This is a genomic window from Pseudomonas sp. AC239, from assembly GCF_979258545.1.
Map to the genome: position 1 here is coordinate 93,869 of NZ_OZ409864.1, position 18,364 is coordinate 112,232.

Below are 18,364 nucleotides of genomic sequence, written 5' to 3' on the forward strand. Positions count from 1 at the left end.
TAATCGTTCAGGAGCCCGTCCATGTTGCCCAGCCTGTTTATCTCCCACGGCTCGCCGATGCTGGCGCTGGAACCCGGTGCCAGCGGCCCGGCACTGGCGCGACTGGCCACCGAACTGCCGCGCCCCAAAGCCATCGTCATCATCTCGGCGCACTGGGAAGCCCAGGAACTGCTGGTCAGCAGCCATCCGCACCCGGACACCTGGCACGACTTCGGCGGTTTCCCCCGAGCGCTGTTTGAAGTGCAGTACCCGGCCCCGGGTAATTCGCAACTGGCCGCAGAGGTGGCTGAGCTGCTGAACGCCAATGACCTGCCAGCGCGGCTCGATCCGCAGCGACCGTTCGATCATGGTGTTTGGGTGCCGCTGTCGTTGATGTATCCGCAGGCCGACATTCCGGTGGTGCAAGTGTCGCTGCCGAGTCGTGGCGGGCCGGCGTTGCAGACGCGGGTTGGCCGTGCGCTGGCGCGCCTGCGCGAAAAAGACATCTTGTTGATCGGCTCCGGCAGCATCACCCATAACCTGCGGGAGCTGGACTGGCATGCCGGGCCGGAAAGCATTGAACCGTGGGCGCGGGATTTTCGTGACTGGATGATCGACAAGCTGGCGGCCGACGATGAAACGGCACTGCATGATTATCGCCAGCAGGCGCCGAATGCCGTGCGCAGCCATCCGAGTGATGAGCATCTGTTGCCGTTGTATTTTGCGCGGGGTGCCGGTGGGAGGTTTAGCGTGGCGCATCAGGGATTCACGATGGGCGCGCTGGGCATGGATATTTATCGCTTCGGTTGAAGCATTCGCGAGCAGGCTCGCTCCCACAGGAGCCAAAAAAAAGGCAAAAAAAATCCCCGAACCAGTCGGGGATTTTTTATGTGCGATCAATCAGCCCAAGGGCGGATCAATCTTCGCGGTAGCGACGCAGCTTGAGCTGCTTACCGGCCACGCGAGTGTCCTTCAGTTTGGTCAGGAGCTTTTCCAGACCTTCTTCCGGCAGCTCGACGAGGCTGAAGCTGTCACGCACCTGGATGCGACCGATTGCTTCACGGGCCAGACCGCCTTCGTTGAGGATGGCGCCCAGCAGGTTTTTCGCAGCGATACCGTCACGCGCACCCAGCGCGGTACGGCAACGAGCACGGCCTTCGCCCAACGGCATTGGCGCGCGACGCTCGCGGTCACCACGATCAGGACGATCACCGGAACGCTCAGGACGGTCGCCACGCGGTGCGTTGTTCGGCACCAGTGGACGTTCCTTCTCGATCGCCGCCAGGTTCAGTGCTTGACCGTTGGTAGCCTTGCGCAGCAGCGCAGCGGCCAGTGCACGTGGGGTGCAACCGATGTCAGCGGTCAGGCGATCAAGCAGCTCGCCGTGGGTCGATTCGGCATCACCCACCAGCGGCGACAGGCTGTTGGTCAGTTTCTTGATGCGCGCATCGAGAACAGCCTGAGCGTCCGGCAGACGTACTTCGGCAACCTTCTGCCCGGTTACACGCTCGATCACTTGCAGCATGCGGCGCTCACGCGGAGTCACCAGCAGCAGCGCACGACCCTCGCGACCGGCACGGCCGGTACGGCCGATACGGTGCACGTAGGACTCTGGGTCGTACGGCATGTCAACGTTGAATACGTGAGTGATACGCGGAACGTCGAGACCACGGGCAGCAACGTCGGTGGCGACAACGATGTCCAGACGGCCATCTTTGAGCGAGTCGATCACGCGCTCACGCTGGTTCTGGGCGATGTCACCGTTCAACGCGGCGGCTTTGTAGCCTTTGGCGTCGAGGGCACTGGCCAGGTCCAGAGTGGCCTGCTTGGTGCGCACGAACATGATCAGGGCGTCGAAGTCTTCGACTTCCAGCAGGCTGAGTACGGCCGAGGTTTTCTGGTCAGCGTGAACCAACAGGTGAGCCTGTTCGATCGCGGTAACGGTCTGGGTTTTGGTCTGGATCTTCACGTGTTGCGGATCGCGCAGATGGCGTTCGGCAATGGCGCGGATCGACTGCGGCAGGGTCGCCGAGAACAAAACGGTCTGACGGGTCGCTGGCAGAGCCTTGAAGATGACTTCCAGGTCATCCATGAAGCCCAGCTTCAACATTTCGTCAGCTTCGTCGAGAACCAGATGGTTCACGGTCGACAGGACTTTCTCATCGCGACGCAGGTGGTCGCACAGACGACCCGGAGTGGCGACAACGATCTGTGCGCCATTACGGATTGCCTTGAGTTGCGGGCCCATCGGCGCGCCGCCGTAAACGGCCACGACGGTGACGCCTGGCATTTGCTTGGCGTAGGTTTCAAAAGCGGTTGCTACTTGCAGCGCCAACTCTCGGGTTGGCGCCAGGATCAGGGCTTGCGGTTCGCGCTTGGCAGGATCGATGCGGTGCAGAATAGGCAGTGCGAACGCGGCGGTTTTACCGGTACCGGTTTGCGCCTGGCCAATCATGTCCTGGCCGGCCATGATGATCGGGATCGATTGCTGCTGAATCGCCGAAGGCTCTTCGTAGCCGGTCGCTGCGACGGCTGCAAGAATATTCGGGTTGAGATTAAAAGCGGCGAATCCGCCGGTTTCCTGGGTCATGGGTCTGCCTCTAAGTGCATCCGCAAAGACCCATGCTCCAAAGCTGCGCATGCCGTGTTGAGACTCAAGAGTCGCCCTGGCAGCTTTGTCGGCGGGGATTTGCGAAAACGAATGAATGAAGATGAATCGTCAAGGAAGAGCCCGCAGTGCGGACGTGCAGCCGAAGCTGACTTCGGGAAATTGCGCTACCTAAACGCGGCCCGGTTAAAGGCCGGCGCGCACTATACCGGATTTTGCCCAAAAAGGGAGCTTTTTTTATCGCCACAATCCGTGTGTCACCGCCGTGTAACGGGCTTTTGCGGATAATCGTGCAACGGTCTATTTTGCAAAGGCCCGGCCCTGTGGGCGATGCCGCTAAAACGATTCACCGACCTGCGGCAAAGCGCCGCGCCTTCGCCCTTCCCGCTTGAGGATTTAGCCATGAATCAGCCCTGCGCCGGCCGCGTCAGCCGAGAACGTCGTGGCCACGTGCACTTGATCGGCCTTGATCGGGCGGCCAAGCGCAACGCTTTCGATATCGACCTGCTCAATGATCTGAGCCTGGCCTACGGCGAATTCGAAGCTGACCGGGAAGCGCGAGTGGCGGTGGTGTTTGGCCACGGCGAACACTTCACCGCCGGGCTCGATCTGGTCAACGCCAGTGCAGCACTGGCCGAAGGCTGGCAGGTTCCAAGCGGCGGGTGCGATCCCTGGGGTGTTTTCGTCGGCCCACGGGTGAGCAAACCGGTCATCGTCGCCGCGCAGGGTTACTGCCTGACCATCGGCATCGAGCTGATGCTGGCGGCGGACGTCAACCTGTGCGCGAGCAATACACGCTTCGCGCAGATGGAAGTGCAGCGTGGGATCTTTCCTTTCGGTGGTGCGACTTTACGTTTCCAGCAGATCGCCGGCTGGGGCAATGCGATGCGCTGGTTGCTCACTGGCGATGAGTTCGATGCCCACGATGCGTTGCATCTGGGCTTGGTCCAGGAAGTGATGGCCAGCGAAGACTTGCTGCCCCGAGCGATCGAACTGGCCGAACGGATTGCCCGGCAGGCGCCGCTGGGCGTGCAGGCGACGTTGATGTCAGCGAGACAGGCGCGTTATGAGGGTGAGACAGCGGCGGCGCAGGCGTTACCGGCGCTGGTGAAGAAGTTGCTCGCCACTGAGGATGCCCGGGAGGGGGTGCGGTCGTTGGTGGAACGGCGCCCTGGGGTTTTCAAAGGGATCTGAAAGATATGTGACTATCAGGACGCCTTCGCGGGCAAGCCCGCTCCCACAATGACCGAGTCGTCCACACGTTTTACGTACGGCGCGAAACTTGTGGGAGCTGGCTTGCCAGCGAAGGGGCGGTACTGCCGGCTCAGGTCGCCGGGCGAATACTGTTGATCAACGACTGCAACGAATACCCCAACTGCGGCGCCAGCGCTTCGGCCCGTTGGGTCAGCGCCTGCATGTCCAGTGCCTGATCGAGATCGGCCGGGACAATCAGAATCACGTTGCCCTCCTTCACCGGCAACTCCCAGTAGTGCCGGTGATAGAGGCCACGCAACAACGCCGCGCCCAGCGGTTTGCCGTCGTCGGTGGCCCACTGGTTGATCACCAGCCAGCCGCCCGGATTCAAGCGCTTCTGACAGTCGCCGAGAAAACTCCACGCCAGATGCCCGACACCGGGGCCGACATCGGTATAGAGGTCGACGAAAATCAGATCCGCCGGCTCGGCAGTCGGCAGCAATTCCAGCGCATCGCCGACGCGGATGTACAAACGCGGATCATCGTCCAGGCCGAGATATTCGATGGCCAGACGCGGCACGTCCGGGCGCAGTTCGATGGCTTCGACGTCTTCCAGCGGCAGAAACTTCAGGCAAGCCTGGGTCAGCGTCCCCGCCCCCAAACCGAGAAACAGTGCGCTCTCCGGCTGCTCGTGGCACAGCGCGCCGATCAGCATGGCGCGGGTATAGTCGTACTCCAGCCAGCTCGGATCGGCGGTGAACACGCAGCTCTGCTCGATCGCATCGCCGAACTCGAGAAAGCGGTAATCGGCCACTTCCAGCACGCGAATCACGCCGAACTCATCCTGTACTTCGGCGAGCAGATGCTCGACGCGCTCCTCAGTCATTTCGTCTCCTGATGGTCACCGGGCGCGGTGACGCGATGGCACCGCTGTGGCGCCGTGGCAAAGCGGCGATTGTCGGCGATGGGGCGGGAGCAGGTCACGCACTAATTGCTGCTAACATGGCGCTCCCCTGCGTACGAACTTCGAGACCGTGATGAGCCAACCGTGGAGCCCTGACAGCTGGCGCGCCCTGCCGATCCAGCAACAACCGCAATACCCCGACGCCGCGCACCTGCGGCAGGTCGAGCAGACCCTGGCCAGCTATCCGCCGCTGGTGTTCGCCGGCGAAGCGCGCGAACTGCGCCGCCAGTTTGCCGAAGTCACCCAGGGCCGCGCGTTCCTGTTGCAGGGCGGCGATTGCGCGGAAAGCTTCGCCGAATTCTCCGCCGCGAAGATCCGCGACACCTTTAAAGTGTTGCTGCAAATGGCAATCGTCATGACCTTCGCGGCTGGCTGCCCGGTGGTCAAGGTCGGGCGCATGGCCGGCCAGTTCGCCAAGCCGCGTTCGGCCAACGACGAAACCATCGGCGGCGTAACCCTGCCGGCCTACCGTGGCGACATCGTCAACGGCATCGGCTTCGACGAAAAGAGCCGCGTGCCGGATCCGGAGCGTTTGCTGCAGTCCTATCATCAGTCCACAGCAACCTTGAACCTGTTGCGCGCTTTCGCCCAGGGCGGTTTTGCCGACCTGCATCAAGTGCACAAGTGGAACCTGGATTTCATCGCCAACTCGGCGCTGGCGGAGAAGTACAGCCACCTCGCCGACCGCATCGATGAAACCCTCGCGTTCATGCGCGCCTGCGGCATGGACAGCTCGCCGCAACTGCGCGAAACCAGTTTCTTCACCGCCCACGAAGCCTTGCTGCTGAACTACGAAGAAGCCTTCGTACGCCGCGACAGCCTGACCAACGATTACTACGATTGCTCGGCGCACATGCTGTGGATCGGCGACCGCACCCGCCAGCTCGACGGCGCGCACGTCGAATTTCTGCGCGGGGTGAACAACCCGATCGGCGTCAAGGTCGGCCCGAGCATGAATCCCGATGATCTGATTCGCCTGATCGACGTGCTCAACCCGGACAACGATCCGGGCCGCTTGAACCTGATCGCGCGGATGGGCGCGAACAAGGTCGGCGATCATCTGCCGGCACTGATCCGCGCGGTCCAGCGCGAAGGCAAGCAGGTGCTGTGGAGCTCCGACCCGATGCACGGCAACACCATCAAGGCCAGCAGCGGCTACAAGACCCGTGACTTTGCGCAGATCCTTGGCGAGGTGAAGCAGTTCTTCCAGGTGCACGAAGCGGAAGGCAGTTATGCCGGCGGCATTCACATCGAGATGACCGGGCAGAACGTCACCGAGTGCATCGGCGGCGCCCGACCGATTACCGAGGATGGCTTGTCCGACCGTTATCACACCCACTGCGATCCGCGGATGAATGCCGATCAGTCGCTGGAATTGGCGTTTTTGATTGCCGAGACTCTGAAGCAAGTCCGCCGTTAGACAGCGTCGCCCCCGTTCGCGAGCAGGCTCGCTCCCACATTTGCAATGCGTTTCCCTGTGGGAGCGAGCCTGCTCGCGAAAGGGCCGGCTCAGGCAACCTCAATCCGCGCCAATGCCACCCGCAACCGCCCCGCACTCTCGCGCTGACAATTCAACTGCACCCGCTCAAGCCCCAGCCAACCCGCCATTCGCCGCAAATTCAGCGCCAGCGCCGACATCCCCTCTTCATCCAGCCCCGGCTCTTCCTCGTGAACCGCATGCACCGCCAACTGCCCTGCTGCCCGTTCGGCACGCAGATCAACCCGCGCGGCGATCCGTTCGTTGTGCAAAAACGGCAGCACGTAATAGCCGTAAACCCGCTTGGGCTGCGGTGTGTAGATTTCCAGACGATAGCGAAAATCGAACAGGCGCTCGGTGCGGCTGCGCTCCCAGATCAGCGAATCGAACGGCGACAGCAGCGCGCTGGCAATGACCTTGCGCGGCACTTTGGGCTCCGGCAGGCAATAGGCGATCTGCCGCCAGTCGGCGACTTCGCACATCTGCAATTGCCCCGCCTCAACCAACTCAGCCAGACGCGGCCGCGCATCCGCAGGGCTCAGGCGGAAATAATCGCGCAGGTCTTTTTCCGTACCAACGCCTAAAGCTTGCGCCGCATGCAACAGCAAACCGCGTTGCGCCTCGGCCTCATCCGGTTGGGGCTGTTGCAGAATCGCTGCCGGAATCACTCGCTCGGGCAAATCGTACAAGCGCTCGAAACCGCGTCGCCCTGCCACCGTGACCTCACCGGCGGCGAACAACCATTCCAGTGCATGTTTCTCAGCGCTCCAGTCCCACCACGGCCCGGCCTTGTCTTCGCGGGTCGACAGACTGCCGGCGCCCAGTGCGCCCCGTTCCTCTACCGCAGTCAGCACACGGCGGATGGTTTCCTGCTGTTCGCGACCAAACTTTGCCAGTTGCTGGTAGATATCCTCGCCTCGTCTGGCCCGCTGCATGCGCCAGCCCAGCAATGGGTACATCGACAACGGTAACAGCGACGCTTCGTGGCCCCAATATTCAAACAGCGTGCGCCGACGCCCAGAACTCCAGGCAGCCTGGTCGAGCAAGTCGGAAGGATAGGAACCGAGACGGGAAAACAGCGGCAGGTAGTGCGAGCGCACCACGGCATTGACGGAATCGATTTGCAGCAGACCCAGCCGTTCGATCAGCCGGTTGAGATGACTGGCATTGACGGTCGGCGGCTGGCGCCCGTTGAACCCTTGGGCAGCCAGCGCCAGACGTCGCGCCTGTTTGAGGGAAAAGGACACTGTCGCGGGCATTGATTCCTCCATGTCTGCTCGCAACCTACCTCACCTGAAAGGGGTTTGTGTAGCGATAGCCTCATCATTTATGCATCGGGTCGTCCCAGAACGGCCGCACGGTTTCATGTTCGACATCGGCGCGGCTTATACCAATGTCCTTCAACGCCTCATCGCTGAGACCGGCGAGCATTTCCCGCTCACGGTGCAGCTCATACCAACGGCTGAATTTGTGCAGCAGATCGGACACGATATGGCCATGGCCGGACAGCTGTTCTTCGCTTGCATACTCTCTTTGACCTTTCATCGTCTTGCCTCCTTTTGTGGATGGCTCAAGTCTCGCGCTGGCGCTAAGATCAATCCAACGAATGTTTCTGATGACATGCATCACGGAGATTCATCAATTGTCCGCCTACCCCAGTATCGATACCGATGTCCTACGCACCTTCGTCGCGATTGCCGATCAGGGCGGTTTCACCCGTGCTGGCGAGATGGTCAACCGCACCCAGTCGGCGGTGAGCATGCAGATGAAACGTCTGGAAGAAGACGTGTTGCAGCGCCAGCTGTTCGAGCGCGATGGCCGTCAGGTGCGCCTGACGGCCGAAGGCCAAGTGCTGCTCGGTTATGCGCGGCGCATCCTCAAACTGCACAGTGAAGTGTTCAACACCCTGCGCGAGCCGCACATGGTCGGCACCGTGCGCATCGGTACGCCGGATGATTATGTGATGCGTTTTCTGCCGGGGATCCTGTCGCGGTTCGCGCAGTTCTATCCGCTGATCCAGATCGAGGTGCATTGCGAGTCGAGCAAGCAATTGCTGCAACGCACCGATCTGGATTTGTCGATCGTCACCCGCGAACCGGGCAACGAGATCGGCCAGTTGCTGCGCAAGGAGCGCTTCGTCTGGGCCGAGGCGCAGAATTTCAGCGCCCACGAACAGACGCCGCTGCCCTTGGCGATGTTCAACAGTGATTGTTTCTGCCGCCTGTGGGCGTGCAATGCGTTGGACGCGATGGGCCGCGATTACCGCATCGCCTACAACAGCAGCAGCCTGTCGGCGCTGATGGCCGTGGTCAGCGCGGGGCTGGCGATCACCGCGCAACTGGAGAGCCTGATCACCCCGGACATGCGCATTCTTGGCGCCGCCGAAGACCTGCCGCTGTTGCCCGAGGCGAGCATCATGCTGATCCGCAACCTAAACAACCCGTCGCCGATCACCGAGTGCCTGGCCGAGCACATTGTCGAGGGCTTCAAACTTTAAACGCGAGCATCACCGCACACAGCACCAGGAACCCGCAGAACAGCCCACGCAGAATTTTTTCCGGCATGGCGTGGGCCACTTTCACGCCCCAACTGATGCTGAGCAGACCTCCGACCGCCAGAGGCAGGCCGATCATCCAATCGACTTCGTGGTGCACCGCGTAAGTCACCAGCGTCACCCCGGTGCTCGGCAAGGCCAGCGCCAATGACAAGCCCTGAGCGACCACTTGCGTGGTGCCGAACAGGCTGGTCAGCACTGGCGTGGCGACCACTGCGCCGCCGACGCCGAACAAACCGCCCATGGTTCCCGACGCGGCGCCGAGCACGCCCAGCCACGGCCACGAATAGCGCATCTCGGCAGTCGGCGCTGGGCGCGGGCCAAACATTTTCAATAGATTGTAGGCGGACAGCGCCACCAGAAAGGCGACAAAACCGATGCGCATGGTTTGCGCGTCGATGCCCACCGCCCAGATCGAACCAAGCCAGGCAAAGCAGAAACCCATCACTGCCAGCGGCAGCGCATGGCGCGACTCGATGCGATTGCGCTGGTGATAACGCCACAGCGCGAGCATCACGTTCGGTACCACCATCACCAACGCCGTGCCTTGGGCGATCTGCTGATCAAGCCCAAACCACACGCCAAGCAACGGAATCGCAATCAAGCCACCGCCAATGCCAAAGATCCCGCCCAATGTGCCAAGGGCAGCGCCGAACAGCAGGTACAACAGAAAATCCATCACAACGGTAATCCTCTAACGACAGGTGGCCAATGCTACGCATTCACGCCTAGCAGGGAAACGCACAGCAACGCACAATGGCTATGCCGATTCTGCACAAGCGTGGTTTCCCATGAACCCCAATCAATTGACCGATCAGCTCGGTCTCTTTCTCGATGTGCTGGAGAGTGGCAGCTTTTCTGCCGCTTCGCGCCGTCATCCGCTGACACCTTCTGCCGTGGCGCGGCGCATCGACAGCCTGGAAAGTGCCGTCGGCAGCCAGCTGTTCGTGCGTAGCACCCATGCCGTGCTACCGACTTCGGCCGGACTGGCCTTTGCCGAACGAGCGCGACGGATCATCGCCGAGTTGCAACTGGCACGCGCCGAGGCGGTGTCGTTGAGCAGCGCACCGGAAGGGCTGATCCGCATCGATGCGCCAGCAGCCTTCGGGCGGCGGCATCTGGCGCCGGTGATTGCCGACTTTTTCTTGCTGTACCCTGGACTGGATGTGCAGATGCACCTGATCGACAGCTTCAGCGACATGGCCGGCAGCAGCCTGGGCAAGGTCGATCTGGTGCTGCGTACCGGGCAGTTGGCCGATTCGCGCCTGGTTGCCACCCCGCTGGCGAGTATGGTCCGCGTCGCCTGCGCCAGCCCTGACTACCTCAAGCAGCGCGGCGTGCCCGAGTCCCCAGTGCAATTGAGCGAACACGACGGGCTCGACTGGGAAGGCCTTGCTCCGCCCTTCGCCTGGAAATTCGAAGTCGACGGGCAAATGCAACTGCACCGGCCATCGCGGGTGCGCCTGAGCGCCAACAATGCCGAAGCCCTGGCGTGTGGCGCGGCGGCGGGTCTGGGCGTCGCACACCTGCCGACCTGGTTGGCCAGCGAATACTTGCTGCGTGGCGAACTGGTGCCGCTGTTTTGTGAAAATGGCCTGCCGCCGCCGGAGTCCACCGGCATCTACGCGCTGCGCATGGAACAGCAGGTCCATTCGCGCAGTCGTCTATTGCTGGAATACCTGAAAACCCGCTTCAGCCCGGTGCCGCCGTGGGATCTGGCGCTCCAACGACAATTCGCCCGGCACTGACGCCGGGCATATTTATCTGGCGCATTAAAGATTCGAGCGCTAGATTAAAAAACGATCAACGATCAAGGCTTTGACATGACTTCCGAACGCGACAACTGCGACGACCTGCTGCTCGACAATCAGGCGTGCTTCGCCCTGCACTCAACCTCGCTGATGATGACCAAGGTCTACAAGCCGCTGTTGCAGGCGCTGGGCCTGACCTATCCGCAGTATCTGGCGATGATGGTTTTGTGGGAGAAGGACGGTTTGACTGTCGGAGAAATCAGCGCACGCCTGCTGACCGATCCGGGATCGCTGACGCCATTGCTCAAACGCCTGGAAGCCGAAGGCCTGCTCAGCCGCACCCGCAGTCGCGAAGATGAGCGGGTGGTGATTGTCGAGCTGACCGCAGCGGGCCGCGCCTTGCGCGACAAGGCGCAGACCGTGCCACAGTGCATTCTTGGCGCCAGTGGTTTCACCCTCGAACGTTTGCAGAAGTTGCAGGCCGAGCTGCAAGCGCTGCGCGGACATCTGCAAGACAGCCTGACCTGATCCTCATTTCCGAGCACAACACTATCCCTGTGGGAGCGGGCTTGCCCGCGATGGCGACCTGTCAGCCGACATCATTTTGACTGACACTCCGTCTTCGCGGGCAAGCCCGCTCCCACACTGATTTCGGCGCCAACAAAAAATATTTTTCACGCCTGTATTTCCTCGCCAAGCCGTCTAAATCAAGCCTTGCGTCCCCCTTCCAGGCTTAGCCATTGAGCAAAACGTGCTTTTTATTAAAAATTTATCTTGCGCGCTAAACATTAGCGCTATACATTCTCTTCACACCTACTTAGCGCGCAAACAATTAGCGCACAAAACCACAACCAATGAGGCTCACACCATGCAAACTCTCTACACCGCAATCGCAACTTCCACTGGCGGCCGTGACGGTCGTGCAATCTCTAGCGACAACGTACTCGACGTCAAACTGGCCACCCCGAAAGAACTCGGCGGTGCTGGCGGCGCGGCGACCAACCCTGAGCAACTGTTCGCTGCCGGTTACTCGGCCTGCTTCATCGGCGCACTGAAATTCGTAGCCAGCCAGACCAAGCGCAAGATTCCTGACGACGCGTCGATTACCGCCCATGTCGGCATCGGCCAGATCCCTGGCGGTTTCGGTCTGGACATCGATTTGCACATCAGCCTGCCGGGTCTGGAACAAGCCGACGCGCAGTCGCTGGTCGACGCCGCTCACCAGGTCTGCCCGTACTCCAACGCCACCCGTGGCAACGTCGATGTGCGCCTGCACGTAACCGTGTAATCACTCAAGCCCCCGGCCCGAACAAGGAAAAATGAACATGAACACTTTCAGCAAAGTCTTGACCGGTACCCTTCTCGCCCTCTCGGTACACAGCGCTTTCGCCGGTGATGTCGAACACAACACCCAGGCATTTCTCGATGCGCTGAATGCCGGCAGCGGCAAGCCGATTGAGCAGTTGTCGCCCAAGGATGCCCGCGCCGTGCTGGTCGGCGCGCAGTCCGGGGTCAAACTGACGCTGCCCAAAGCCGATGTCAGCGAGAAAACGGTGCAGGTCGATGGTCAACCGCTGAGCCTGACCATTGTCCGGCCGGCCGGGGTCAAGGGTGAGCTGCCGGTGTTCATGTTCTTCCACGGCGGCGGCTGGATGCTGGGGGACTTCCCGACTCACGAACGTCTGGTGCGCGATCTCGTGATCGGTTCGGGTGCGGCGGCGGTGTTCGTCAACTACACGCCTTCGCCGGAAGCGCATTATCCGGTGGCGATCAACCAGGCCTATGCCGCGACCAAGTGGGTGGCGGAACATGGCAAAGAGATCAATGTCGACGGCAAGCGCCTGGCCGTGGCCGGCAACAGCGTCGGCGGCAACATGGCCGCAGTGGTTGCGCTGATGGCCAAGGACAAGGGCACCCCGGCGATCAAATTCCAGGTGCTGCTGTGGCCGGTGACCGATGCCAACTTCGACACCGGTTCGTACAACCAGTACGCCGAAGGGCACTTCCTCACCCGCAACATGATGAAGTGGTTCTGGGACAACTACACCACCGACGCCAAGCAGCGCAACGAGATCTACGCCTCACCGCTGCGCGCCACCACCGCACAGCTCAAAGGCCTGCCGCCTGCACTGGTGCAGACTGCCAGCGCCGACGTGTTGCGTGATGAAGGCGAAGCCTATGCGCGCAAACTCGACGAAGCCGGGGTTCCGGTAACATCGGTGCGCTACAACGGCATGATCCACGACTACGGTTTGCTCAACGTGGTCAGCCAGGTACCGGCGGTGCGTTCGGCGATGTTGCAGGCTTCTGAAGAGCTGAAGCAACACTTGAAGTAATCACCGTCCCATTGTGGGAGCGAGTGTTTCTTACAGGCACAAAAAAACCCGACTCAATGGTCGGGTTTTTTCTTTCCGCAAAAAGCAGTGCTTATTTCGCACGGCCTTTGTAGGAACCGCCTTCGCGGGTATCGATCTCGATCATGTCGCCGATTTCGATGAAGTCGGCAACCGACAGCTCGGTACCGTTCTTCAGTTTGGCAGGCTTCATCACCTTGCCGGAAGTGTCACCGCGAGCGGAGCCTTCGGTGTAGTCAACCTGACGCACGATGGTGGTCGGCAGTTCTACGGAAACCAGACGCTCTTCGAAGAACACGGCTTCGCATACGTCGGTCATGCCTTCTTCAACGAAAGGCAGAACGCTTTCGATGTCTTCGGCGTTCAGCTCGTACATGGTGTAGTCAGTGGTGTCCATGAACGTGTAAGTGTCACCGCTGATGAACGACAGGGTGGCTTCTTTACGATCCAGGATCACGTCGTCCAGTTTGTCGTCCGCACCGTAAACGGTTTCGGTCTTGTAACCGGTCAGCAGGTTCTTCAGCTTGGTCTTCATGATCGCGCTGTTACGGCCCGACTTGGTGAATTCAGCTTTCTGAACCAGCCAAGGATCGTTGTCGATACGGATCACGGTACCGGGTTTGAGTTCTTTACCAGTTTTCATTGCGAATATCCGAATTTGGATGGGATTTACAAAAATCTAGGCCGCGTATCATATCCAATTTAGGTAAAACTGTACCAGCGCCGTGGCAAGATCCGCCTGCAAGGCCTGTTCCAGACACCATACTTCGGCGTTTTTCTCGAGTTCCGGCCAATGATTCCGCACCGCCAGCCAGTGCTCGCCGATCGGTTGCCCGGCGCTCCACGCTCGCCACAGACCGTTCATCGCCTGCGCCGCGGCGGGCGAAAGGCCGTGAGTGTAGAGCGCGAGAAAAGCATCGAGCTTGTCCAGATGGATGTCATCGTCCTGCTGATAGATGTGCCAGAGCATCGGCCGCCCCGCCCATTGCGCGCGAACGAATGAGTCTTCACCGCGCACCGCGTTGAAATCGCAGCACCACAGTAAGTGGTCGTATTGATCCTGACGGACAAACGGCAGCACTTGCACGGTCAGTGAATCGCGCACGTGAATCGCGCCGACCGTCAGGGTTTCCACTTCCAGCCAGCGCGCCACATCGCCGAGAATCCGCCCTTCCGGCACCAGCAGGTGAGTCGGCTGCGCGTCGGTCGCCAGCACATCAAGCCAACTGGCCAACCCGGGGTTTTCATAAGCGAACAGCGACATCAATTGCGCGTCGGGCGCAGGATCAATGCCCAGGCCTTGCAGGAAATGTCGCTGCGCCGGCCGATCCTGCTGAAACTGCCAACGCTGTTCTAGCAGTCCGCGCTCACGCAGCAAGCCACCGGTGCCCGGCTTGAAACCTGGAAAGAAAAAGAACTTCTGCACCGATTTGTATTTCACCGACGGCAAGCCGTGGCAGCCGGTAACCCAGTCTTCGGCGCTGAGATAATCGAGGTTGAGCCACAGTGGCGGCGTTTCCCGCGCAGCCATGCTGTCCATGTAATCAGTGGGCAACTGACAGGCGAAGGCGGCGATGACTACGTCGGCCGCCTCGGCGTGCAGCCATTCGCTCGGCCACTGACGCACCTCGACACCCTGCTGCCGCTGCTGCGCAACATCGACATCGATCTCTGGGCAAATGCGCTCGAACGCGCGCAGATCATCCACCCACAGGCGCACCGGCAAGGCATGCTCGGCCACCAGCTGCCGGGCCAGGCGCCAGGTCACGCCGATGTCGCCGAAGTTATCGACCACGGTGCAGAAAATATCCCAGCGCGGTTTCGCTTCAGGCATGCCGTTCTCCCGTTGGCAAAAAACCTCGATTGTCCGCATAAATGCGCTCGCGCAGAAGAGCCGACGGCGATTAATCTTCGTGCGACAATCGCCGCTTGCCCGCAACCATCCGCCAGGAGGCCGCCATGCCCTACCGCCCGAATCCGCGTCGTCCCATGCCTGTTCAGCTTAGCGCGCTGCAGCTGACCGGCAGTATTGCGCTCGGCCTGTGGCTGGGTTTCCTCGCCATTGCGCTGACCTGCTGGCTGCTTTCGCGCTTTATCTTTGCCGAACAACTGGCCCCTGTCGCGCAAGCGGTGCAGCAGCGCGTCAATCCCCCGGCTCTGGCGCCCGTGCAGGTTCAGCCGGACATTCCGCCGCAAAGTCCGCTGTTCCAACAGTACGAAGAAAACTTGCGCAAGAATGAACAGCAAGCCCGACTGGATCAGGCGCGCGCCAATTCGCGCAATGCGTCCAATCCGAAATGCCAGTTCTGGCTGCAGCAGGACCAGACCGCGCCGACCGAAAAGAGCCGCGCCAACGTTTTGCAATTCTGCGATTGATCATGAACAAACACAGCGTCCACCAATTGATTCTCGACAAGCTGCGCATCGACCTCGACATCGCCGAACGCGCCGCGCAAACCGCTTACGAAACCGCGACCCACGAAGAAAACATTGCCGAAAACAAGTACGACACGCTGGGGCTGGAAGCGTCGTATCTGGCGGCGGGTCAGGCGAAACGGGTCGAGGAGATTCGTCAGTCACTGGCGCTGTGCCAGAACATGACGTTACGCGCCTACGATGAAAACCGCGGCATCGAAGTCGGCGCCCTGCTCGGTCTGGAGGACGAAAAGGGTCGCGAGCAATGGCTGTTTCTGGCGCCGGATGCGGCAGGGCTGAAAGTCGACGTGGTCGGTCAGCCGGTCACCGTCATCACCCCGCGCTCGCCGCTGGGCAAAAGTCTGCTGGGCAAGTTCGAGGGCGATGAGGTGGAGATTCTGGTGGCGGGCACCCGGCAACAGTTCGCTGTCACCGAGGTGCTCTGAAGCGGGTGCTTAGTGAACGGGCAGTTCGACACCGTCGAACAGCTCTTCCAGCTCTTGCTTGTTGTGGCATTGAATGGCCTTGGCCATGACTTCACGGGTCAGGTGCGGCGCGAATTTCTCGATGAAGTCGCACATGAAGCCACGCAGGAAAGTGCCGCGACGGAAACCGATCTTGGTGATGCTCGACTCGAACAGCTCGCTGGCATCCAGCACCACCAGGTCGTTATCGAGTTTGGTATCGACGGCCATTTTAGCGACGATGCCTACGCCCAGACCCAGGCGCACGTAGGTTTTGATCACGTCGGCGTCAGCAGCGGTGAACACCACTTTCGGCGTCAGGCCGCGATGGCTGAAGGCTTCGTCGAGCTTGGAGCGGCCGGTGAAACCGAACACGTAAGTAACGATCGGGTATTCGGCCAGCGCTTCGAGGGTCAGCTTCGGCAGCTTGGTCAGCGGGTGGCCGTGGGGTACGACCACGCAGCGGTTCCAGCGGTAGCACGGCATCATCACCAGATCACCGAACAGCTCCAGCGCTTCAGTGGCAATGGCGAAATCGACGGTGCCGTCAGCGGCCATTTCGGCGATCTGCATCGGCGAGCCCTGATGCATGTGCAGGGCCACGTCCGGGTATTGCTTGATGAAATTGCTGATCACCGGTGGCAGCGCATAACGCGCCTGGGTGTGGGTGGTAGCGATCGACAGGGTGCCCTTTTTCTCGTTGGAGAATTCCTGGGCAATCTGCTTGATGCTTTCAACCTTGCGCAGGATTTCACCGGCGGTGGTGATGATGCGCTCGCCGGCTGGAGTAACGCGGGTCAGGTGCTTGCCGCTGCGGGCGAAGACTTCGACGCCCAGTTCATCTTCCAGCAGGCGGATCTGTTTACTGATACCCGGTTGCGAGGTGTACAGGCTTTGGGCGGTAGCGGAAACGTTGAGGTCGTGGTGCGCCACTTCCCAGATGTAGCGCAGTTGTTGAAGCTTCATATCAATCCCTCAAAGCAGGTAGACGCCACGGGCATCAGCGACGGTATATAACTATATTAATGGTTCGAAGAATAAATCTAGAACTTTTTTATCAAAACGCCATTATTCCTGCTTCAGCGATCCTCACGCCGCCGGCGCTCCATCAAGGGCACCAGATAAACCGGCACCTTGGCCAATTGCAGGACCCGCGCCGCCGTGCGCCCCAACGGCGTTTCCGCACCGACGCCATGGCTGTGACTGCCGACGATCAGCAGATCGACCGAGAGCTTGTGCACCTGTTCGAGAATCACCTGCGACGGATCGCCCTGCAGCACGCGCACCGCGCGAATGCGCTGCAGGTCCTGTTCGCCGTCGTCCCCCAGTTCCTCACGAAAGCTGTCGAGCACCCGTTGTTCGATATTGGCGATGACTGTTTTCAGACCCTGGCTATGAAATTCGTTCAATGCCTGTTCGTCGAGATAGCTCTGCAACACCGACTCGGCAAACAGGCCCATGGGCTCCACCGCGTGCACTACATACAGATCGGCATTGAAGGTGCGCGCCAATGCCAGGGCATGCTGCATCACGAACGGTGCGTACAGACCGAGGTCGGTGGCATACAGCATTGAGCGAATCATCGGGACCTCCTCGCAAGCCAACGATGGCGGAGATTGATTCAGCTTAGCAGTGCCTTGGCGAGTACGACGTGCGACGCAACGTCCTGTATGAAAAGGCTCTAGATCGACGGTTCGTTGCTGATGCCATGGGGCACGTGGCCGGTAGCAACCACCTCGCGGGCCAGTTCGCAATGGCCGGTCTGGTCATCGAAGAACACGTCAGCGGCGAAGGCTTCGAGGAACGCCGATTTGGTCAGGCCACCGAGAAACAGCGATTCATCGAGACGAATATCCCATTCCCGAAGTGTGCGAATCACTCGCTCATGAGCCGGCGCCGAGCGGGCGGTAACCAGCGCCGTGCGGATCGGGCAATCATCATCGGGAAACTCGCGCTGCAACAGATTCAGCGCGGCGAGGAAGCCTTTGAACGGCCCGCCACGCAATGGCTCGCGCGCCGACTCGCGTTCCTTGGCCTGAAACGCTTCCAGGCCGCCGGACTGATAAACGCGCTCGGACTCGTCGGAAAAAATCACCGCGTCACCGTCAAAGGCGATGCGCAATTCATCACTGGCGGCGCGACTGGCGCCACCGGAGAGAATCGTTGCCGCAGCGAACCCGGCGTCCAGCGCCGCACGCACGTCTTCGGCGTGGGTCGAGAGAAACAGGTCGCAGCCAAACGCTTTCAGATAGGGATACGGACTGCGCCCGCCGACGAACGCCGCCCGGGAAATCGCCAGCCCATAGTGATGAATCGAGTTGAACACGCGCAGCCCGGTGTCGGCGCTGTTACGGGAAACCAGGATGACCTCGACCCGCGCGCGGCCGAGGCGACTGTTCAGGCTCAGGAGTTTTTCCACCAGCGGGAACGCATCGCCCGGCGCGAGGATTTCGTCTTCATGCTCGATCTGATATTGCCGATAGGCTTCGACGCCGCTCGACAGGTAGACCTTGTGGCTTTCGCTCAGGTCGAACAAGGCGCGCGAGGAAATCGCCAGCACCAGTTTGTCATCGATGTTATTGGCCATGCCTTCCCCCAGAACAA

The 18,364-nt window shown here is 60.7% G+C and carries 20 protein-coding genes; 10 read left to right on the plus strand and 10 right to left on the minus strand.

Annotation, left to right across the window (positions count from 1 at the left end):
- Positions 1-21: 21 nt before the first annotated feature.
- Positions 22-789: a DODA-type extradiol aromatic ring-opening family dioxygenase gene (locus ACZ0AZ_RS00415; RefSeq protein WP_129997306.1), complete on the plus strand. Its 768-nt coding sequence runs from the start codon at positions 22-24 to the stop codon at positions 787-789.
- A gap of 106 nt (positions 790-895) precedes the next feature.
- Here the strand turns inward: ACZ0AZ_RS00415 and ACZ0AZ_RS00420 are convergent, their stop codons facing one another.
- Positions 896-2,569, minus strand: a complete 1,674-nt coding sequence (locus ACZ0AZ_RS00420) for a DEAD/DEAH box helicase (RefSeq protein WP_039759894.1) — start codon at positions 2,567-2,569, stop codon at positions 896-898.
- A gap of 420 nt (positions 2,570-2,989) precedes the next feature.
- Between ACZ0AZ_RS00420 and ACZ0AZ_RS00425 the strand changes: the two genes are divergently transcribed.
- Positions 2,990-3,781, plus strand: coding sequence for a crotonase/enoyl-CoA hydratase family protein (locus tag ACZ0AZ_RS00425; RefSeq protein ID WP_463538542.1), 792 nt, complete (start codon positions 2,990-2,992; stop codon positions 3,779-3,781).
- A 130-nt stretch (positions 3,782-3,911) separates the two neighbouring features.
- Here the strand turns inward: ACZ0AZ_RS00425 and ACZ0AZ_RS00430 are convergent, their stop codons facing one another.
- Positions 3,912-4,667, minus strand: coding sequence for a spermidine synthase (locus tag ACZ0AZ_RS00430; protein WP_039759897.1), 756 nt, complete (start codon positions 4,665-4,667; stop codon positions 3,912-3,914).
- A 151-nt stretch (positions 4,668-4,818) separates the two neighbouring features.
- On the opposite strand from ACZ0AZ_RS00430, the gene ACZ0AZ_RS00435 reads away from it, so the two are divergent.
- On the plus strand, positions 4,819-6,165 hold the full coding sequence (locus ACZ0AZ_RS00435) for a class II 3-deoxy-7-phosphoheptulonate synthase (protein ID WP_038861070.1): 1,347 nt from the start codon (positions 4,819-4,821) through the stop codon (positions 6,163-6,165).
- Between the two features lie 89 nt (positions 6,166-6,254).
- On the opposite strand, the gene ACZ0AZ_RS00440 is transcribed toward ACZ0AZ_RS00435, so the two are convergent.
- Positions 6,255-7,481, minus strand: coding sequence for a winged helix-turn-helix domain-containing protein (locus tag ACZ0AZ_RS00440; RefSeq protein ID WP_463538543.1), 1,227 nt, complete (start codon positions 7,479-7,481; stop codon positions 6,255-6,257).
- Between the two features lie 64 nt (positions 7,482-7,545).
- Positions 7,546-7,767 (minus strand): DUF1127 domain-containing protein, encoded by a 222-nt coding sequence (locus tag ACZ0AZ_RS00445; protein ID WP_024013770.1) that lies wholly within the window; start codon positions 7,765-7,767, stop codon positions 7,546-7,548.
- 97 nt (positions 7,768-7,864) lie between these two features.
- Here ACZ0AZ_RS00445 and ACZ0AZ_RS00450 point away from each other — a divergent pair, with 97 nt between their 5' ends.
- Entirely contained in the window at positions 7,865-8,719 is an 855-nt protein-coding gene (locus ACZ0AZ_RS00450; RefSeq protein WP_172667885.1) for a LysR substrate-binding domain-containing protein, read from the plus strand.
- On the opposite strand, the gene ACZ0AZ_RS00455 is transcribed toward ACZ0AZ_RS00450, so the two are convergent.
- Positions 8,709-9,455, minus strand: a complete 747-nt coding sequence (locus tag ACZ0AZ_RS00455) for a sulfite exporter TauE/SafE family protein (RefSeq protein WP_372339856.1) — start codon at positions 9,453-9,455, stop codon at positions 8,709-8,711. The two genes, ACZ0AZ_RS00450 and ACZ0AZ_RS00455, sit on opposite strands and share 11 nt — an antisense overlap.
- A 112-nt stretch (positions 9,456-9,567) precedes the next feature.
- On the opposite strand from ACZ0AZ_RS00455, the gene ACZ0AZ_RS00460 reads away from it, so the two are divergent.
- The 4 genes from ACZ0AZ_RS00460 to ACZ0AZ_RS00475 all read left to right on the plus strand — a co-directional run bounded on the left by ACZ0AZ_RS00460 (position 9,568) and on the right by ACZ0AZ_RS00475 (position 12,863).
- Complete coding sequence (locus ACZ0AZ_RS00460) at positions 9,568-10,524, plus strand: LysR family transcriptional regulator (protein WP_463538544.1); 957 nt, start codon at positions 9,568-9,570, stop codon at positions 10,522-10,524.
- Positions 10,525-10,599: 75 nt separating this feature from the next.
- The gene (locus ACZ0AZ_RS00465; RefSeq protein ID WP_129997308.1) at positions 10,600-11,055 is read left to right on the plus strand and encodes a MarR family winged helix-turn-helix transcriptional regulator; all 456 of its coding nucleotides are present in this window, start codon (positions 10,600-10,602) and stop codon (positions 11,053-11,055) included.
- Between the two features lie 340 nt (positions 11,056-11,395).
- Positions 11,396-11,815: an organic hydroperoxide resistance protein gene (locus ACZ0AZ_RS00470; protein WP_007940002.1), complete on the plus strand. Its 420-nt coding sequence runs from the start codon at positions 11,396-11,398 to the stop codon at positions 11,813-11,815.
- A 37-nt stretch (positions 11,816-11,852) separates the two neighbouring features.
- Entirely contained in the window at positions 11,853-12,863 is a 1,011-nt protein-coding gene (locus ACZ0AZ_RS00475; RefSeq protein ID WP_463538545.1) for an alpha/beta hydrolase, read from the plus strand.
- Positions 12,864-12,954: 91 nt separating this feature from the next.
- Here the strand turns inward: ACZ0AZ_RS00475 and ACZ0AZ_RS00480 are convergent, their stop codons facing one another.
- Together ACZ0AZ_RS00480 and earP are read right to left on the minus strand one after the other, a co-directional pair.
- The gene (locus tag ACZ0AZ_RS00480; protein ID WP_003226785.1) at positions 12,955-13,524 is read right to left on the minus strand and encodes an elongation factor P; all 570 of its coding nucleotides are present in this window, start codon (positions 13,522-13,524) and stop codon (positions 12,955-12,957) included.
- Positions 13,525-13,572: 48 nt separating this feature from the next.
- On the minus strand, positions 13,573-14,715 hold the full coding sequence (earP, locus tag ACZ0AZ_RS00485; protein ID WP_129997310.1) for an elongation factor P maturation arginine rhamnosyltransferase EarP: 1,143 nt from the start codon (positions 14,713-14,715) through the stop codon (positions 13,573-13,575).
- A 125-nt stretch (positions 14,716-14,840) separates the two neighbouring features.
- Here earP and ACZ0AZ_RS00490 point away from each other — a divergent pair, with 125 nt between their 5' ends.
- Both ACZ0AZ_RS00490 and ACZ0AZ_RS00495 read left to right on the plus strand, forming a co-directional pair.
- Positions 14,841-15,257, plus strand: a complete 417-nt coding sequence (locus ACZ0AZ_RS00490; RefSeq protein ID WP_310405748.1) for a hypothetical protein — start codon at positions 14,841-14,843, stop codon at positions 15,255-15,257.
- Positions 15,258-15,259: 2 nt separating this feature from the next.
- Complete coding sequence (locus ACZ0AZ_RS00495) at positions 15,260-15,742, plus strand: GreA/GreB family elongation factor (protein WP_039759916.1); 483 nt, start codon at positions 15,260-15,262, stop codon at positions 15,740-15,742.
- A gap of 9 nt (positions 15,743-15,751) precedes the next feature.
- Here ACZ0AZ_RS00495 and cysB read toward each other — a convergent pair whose 3' ends face one another.
- The 3 genes from cysB to ACZ0AZ_RS00510 all read right to left on the minus strand — a co-directional run bounded on the left by cysB (position 15,752) and on the right by ACZ0AZ_RS00510 (position 18,347).
- Positions 15,752-16,726, minus strand: a complete 975-nt coding sequence (gene cysB, locus ACZ0AZ_RS00500; RefSeq protein ID WP_016770873.1) for an HTH-type transcriptional regulator CysB — start codon at positions 16,724-16,726, stop codon at positions 15,752-15,754.
- Positions 16,727-16,839: 113 nt separating this feature from the next.
- Positions 16,840-17,343, minus strand: a complete 504-nt coding sequence (locus tag ACZ0AZ_RS00505) for a universal stress protein (protein ID WP_039759918.1) — start codon at positions 17,341-17,343, stop codon at positions 16,840-16,842.
- Between the two features lie 98 nt (positions 17,344-17,441).
- Positions 17,442-18,347, minus strand: a complete 906-nt coding sequence (locus ACZ0AZ_RS00510; RefSeq protein ID WP_039759920.1) for a 5'-nucleotidase — start codon at positions 18,345-18,347, stop codon at positions 17,442-17,444.
- Between the last annotated feature and the right edge of the window lie 17 nt (positions 18,348-18,364).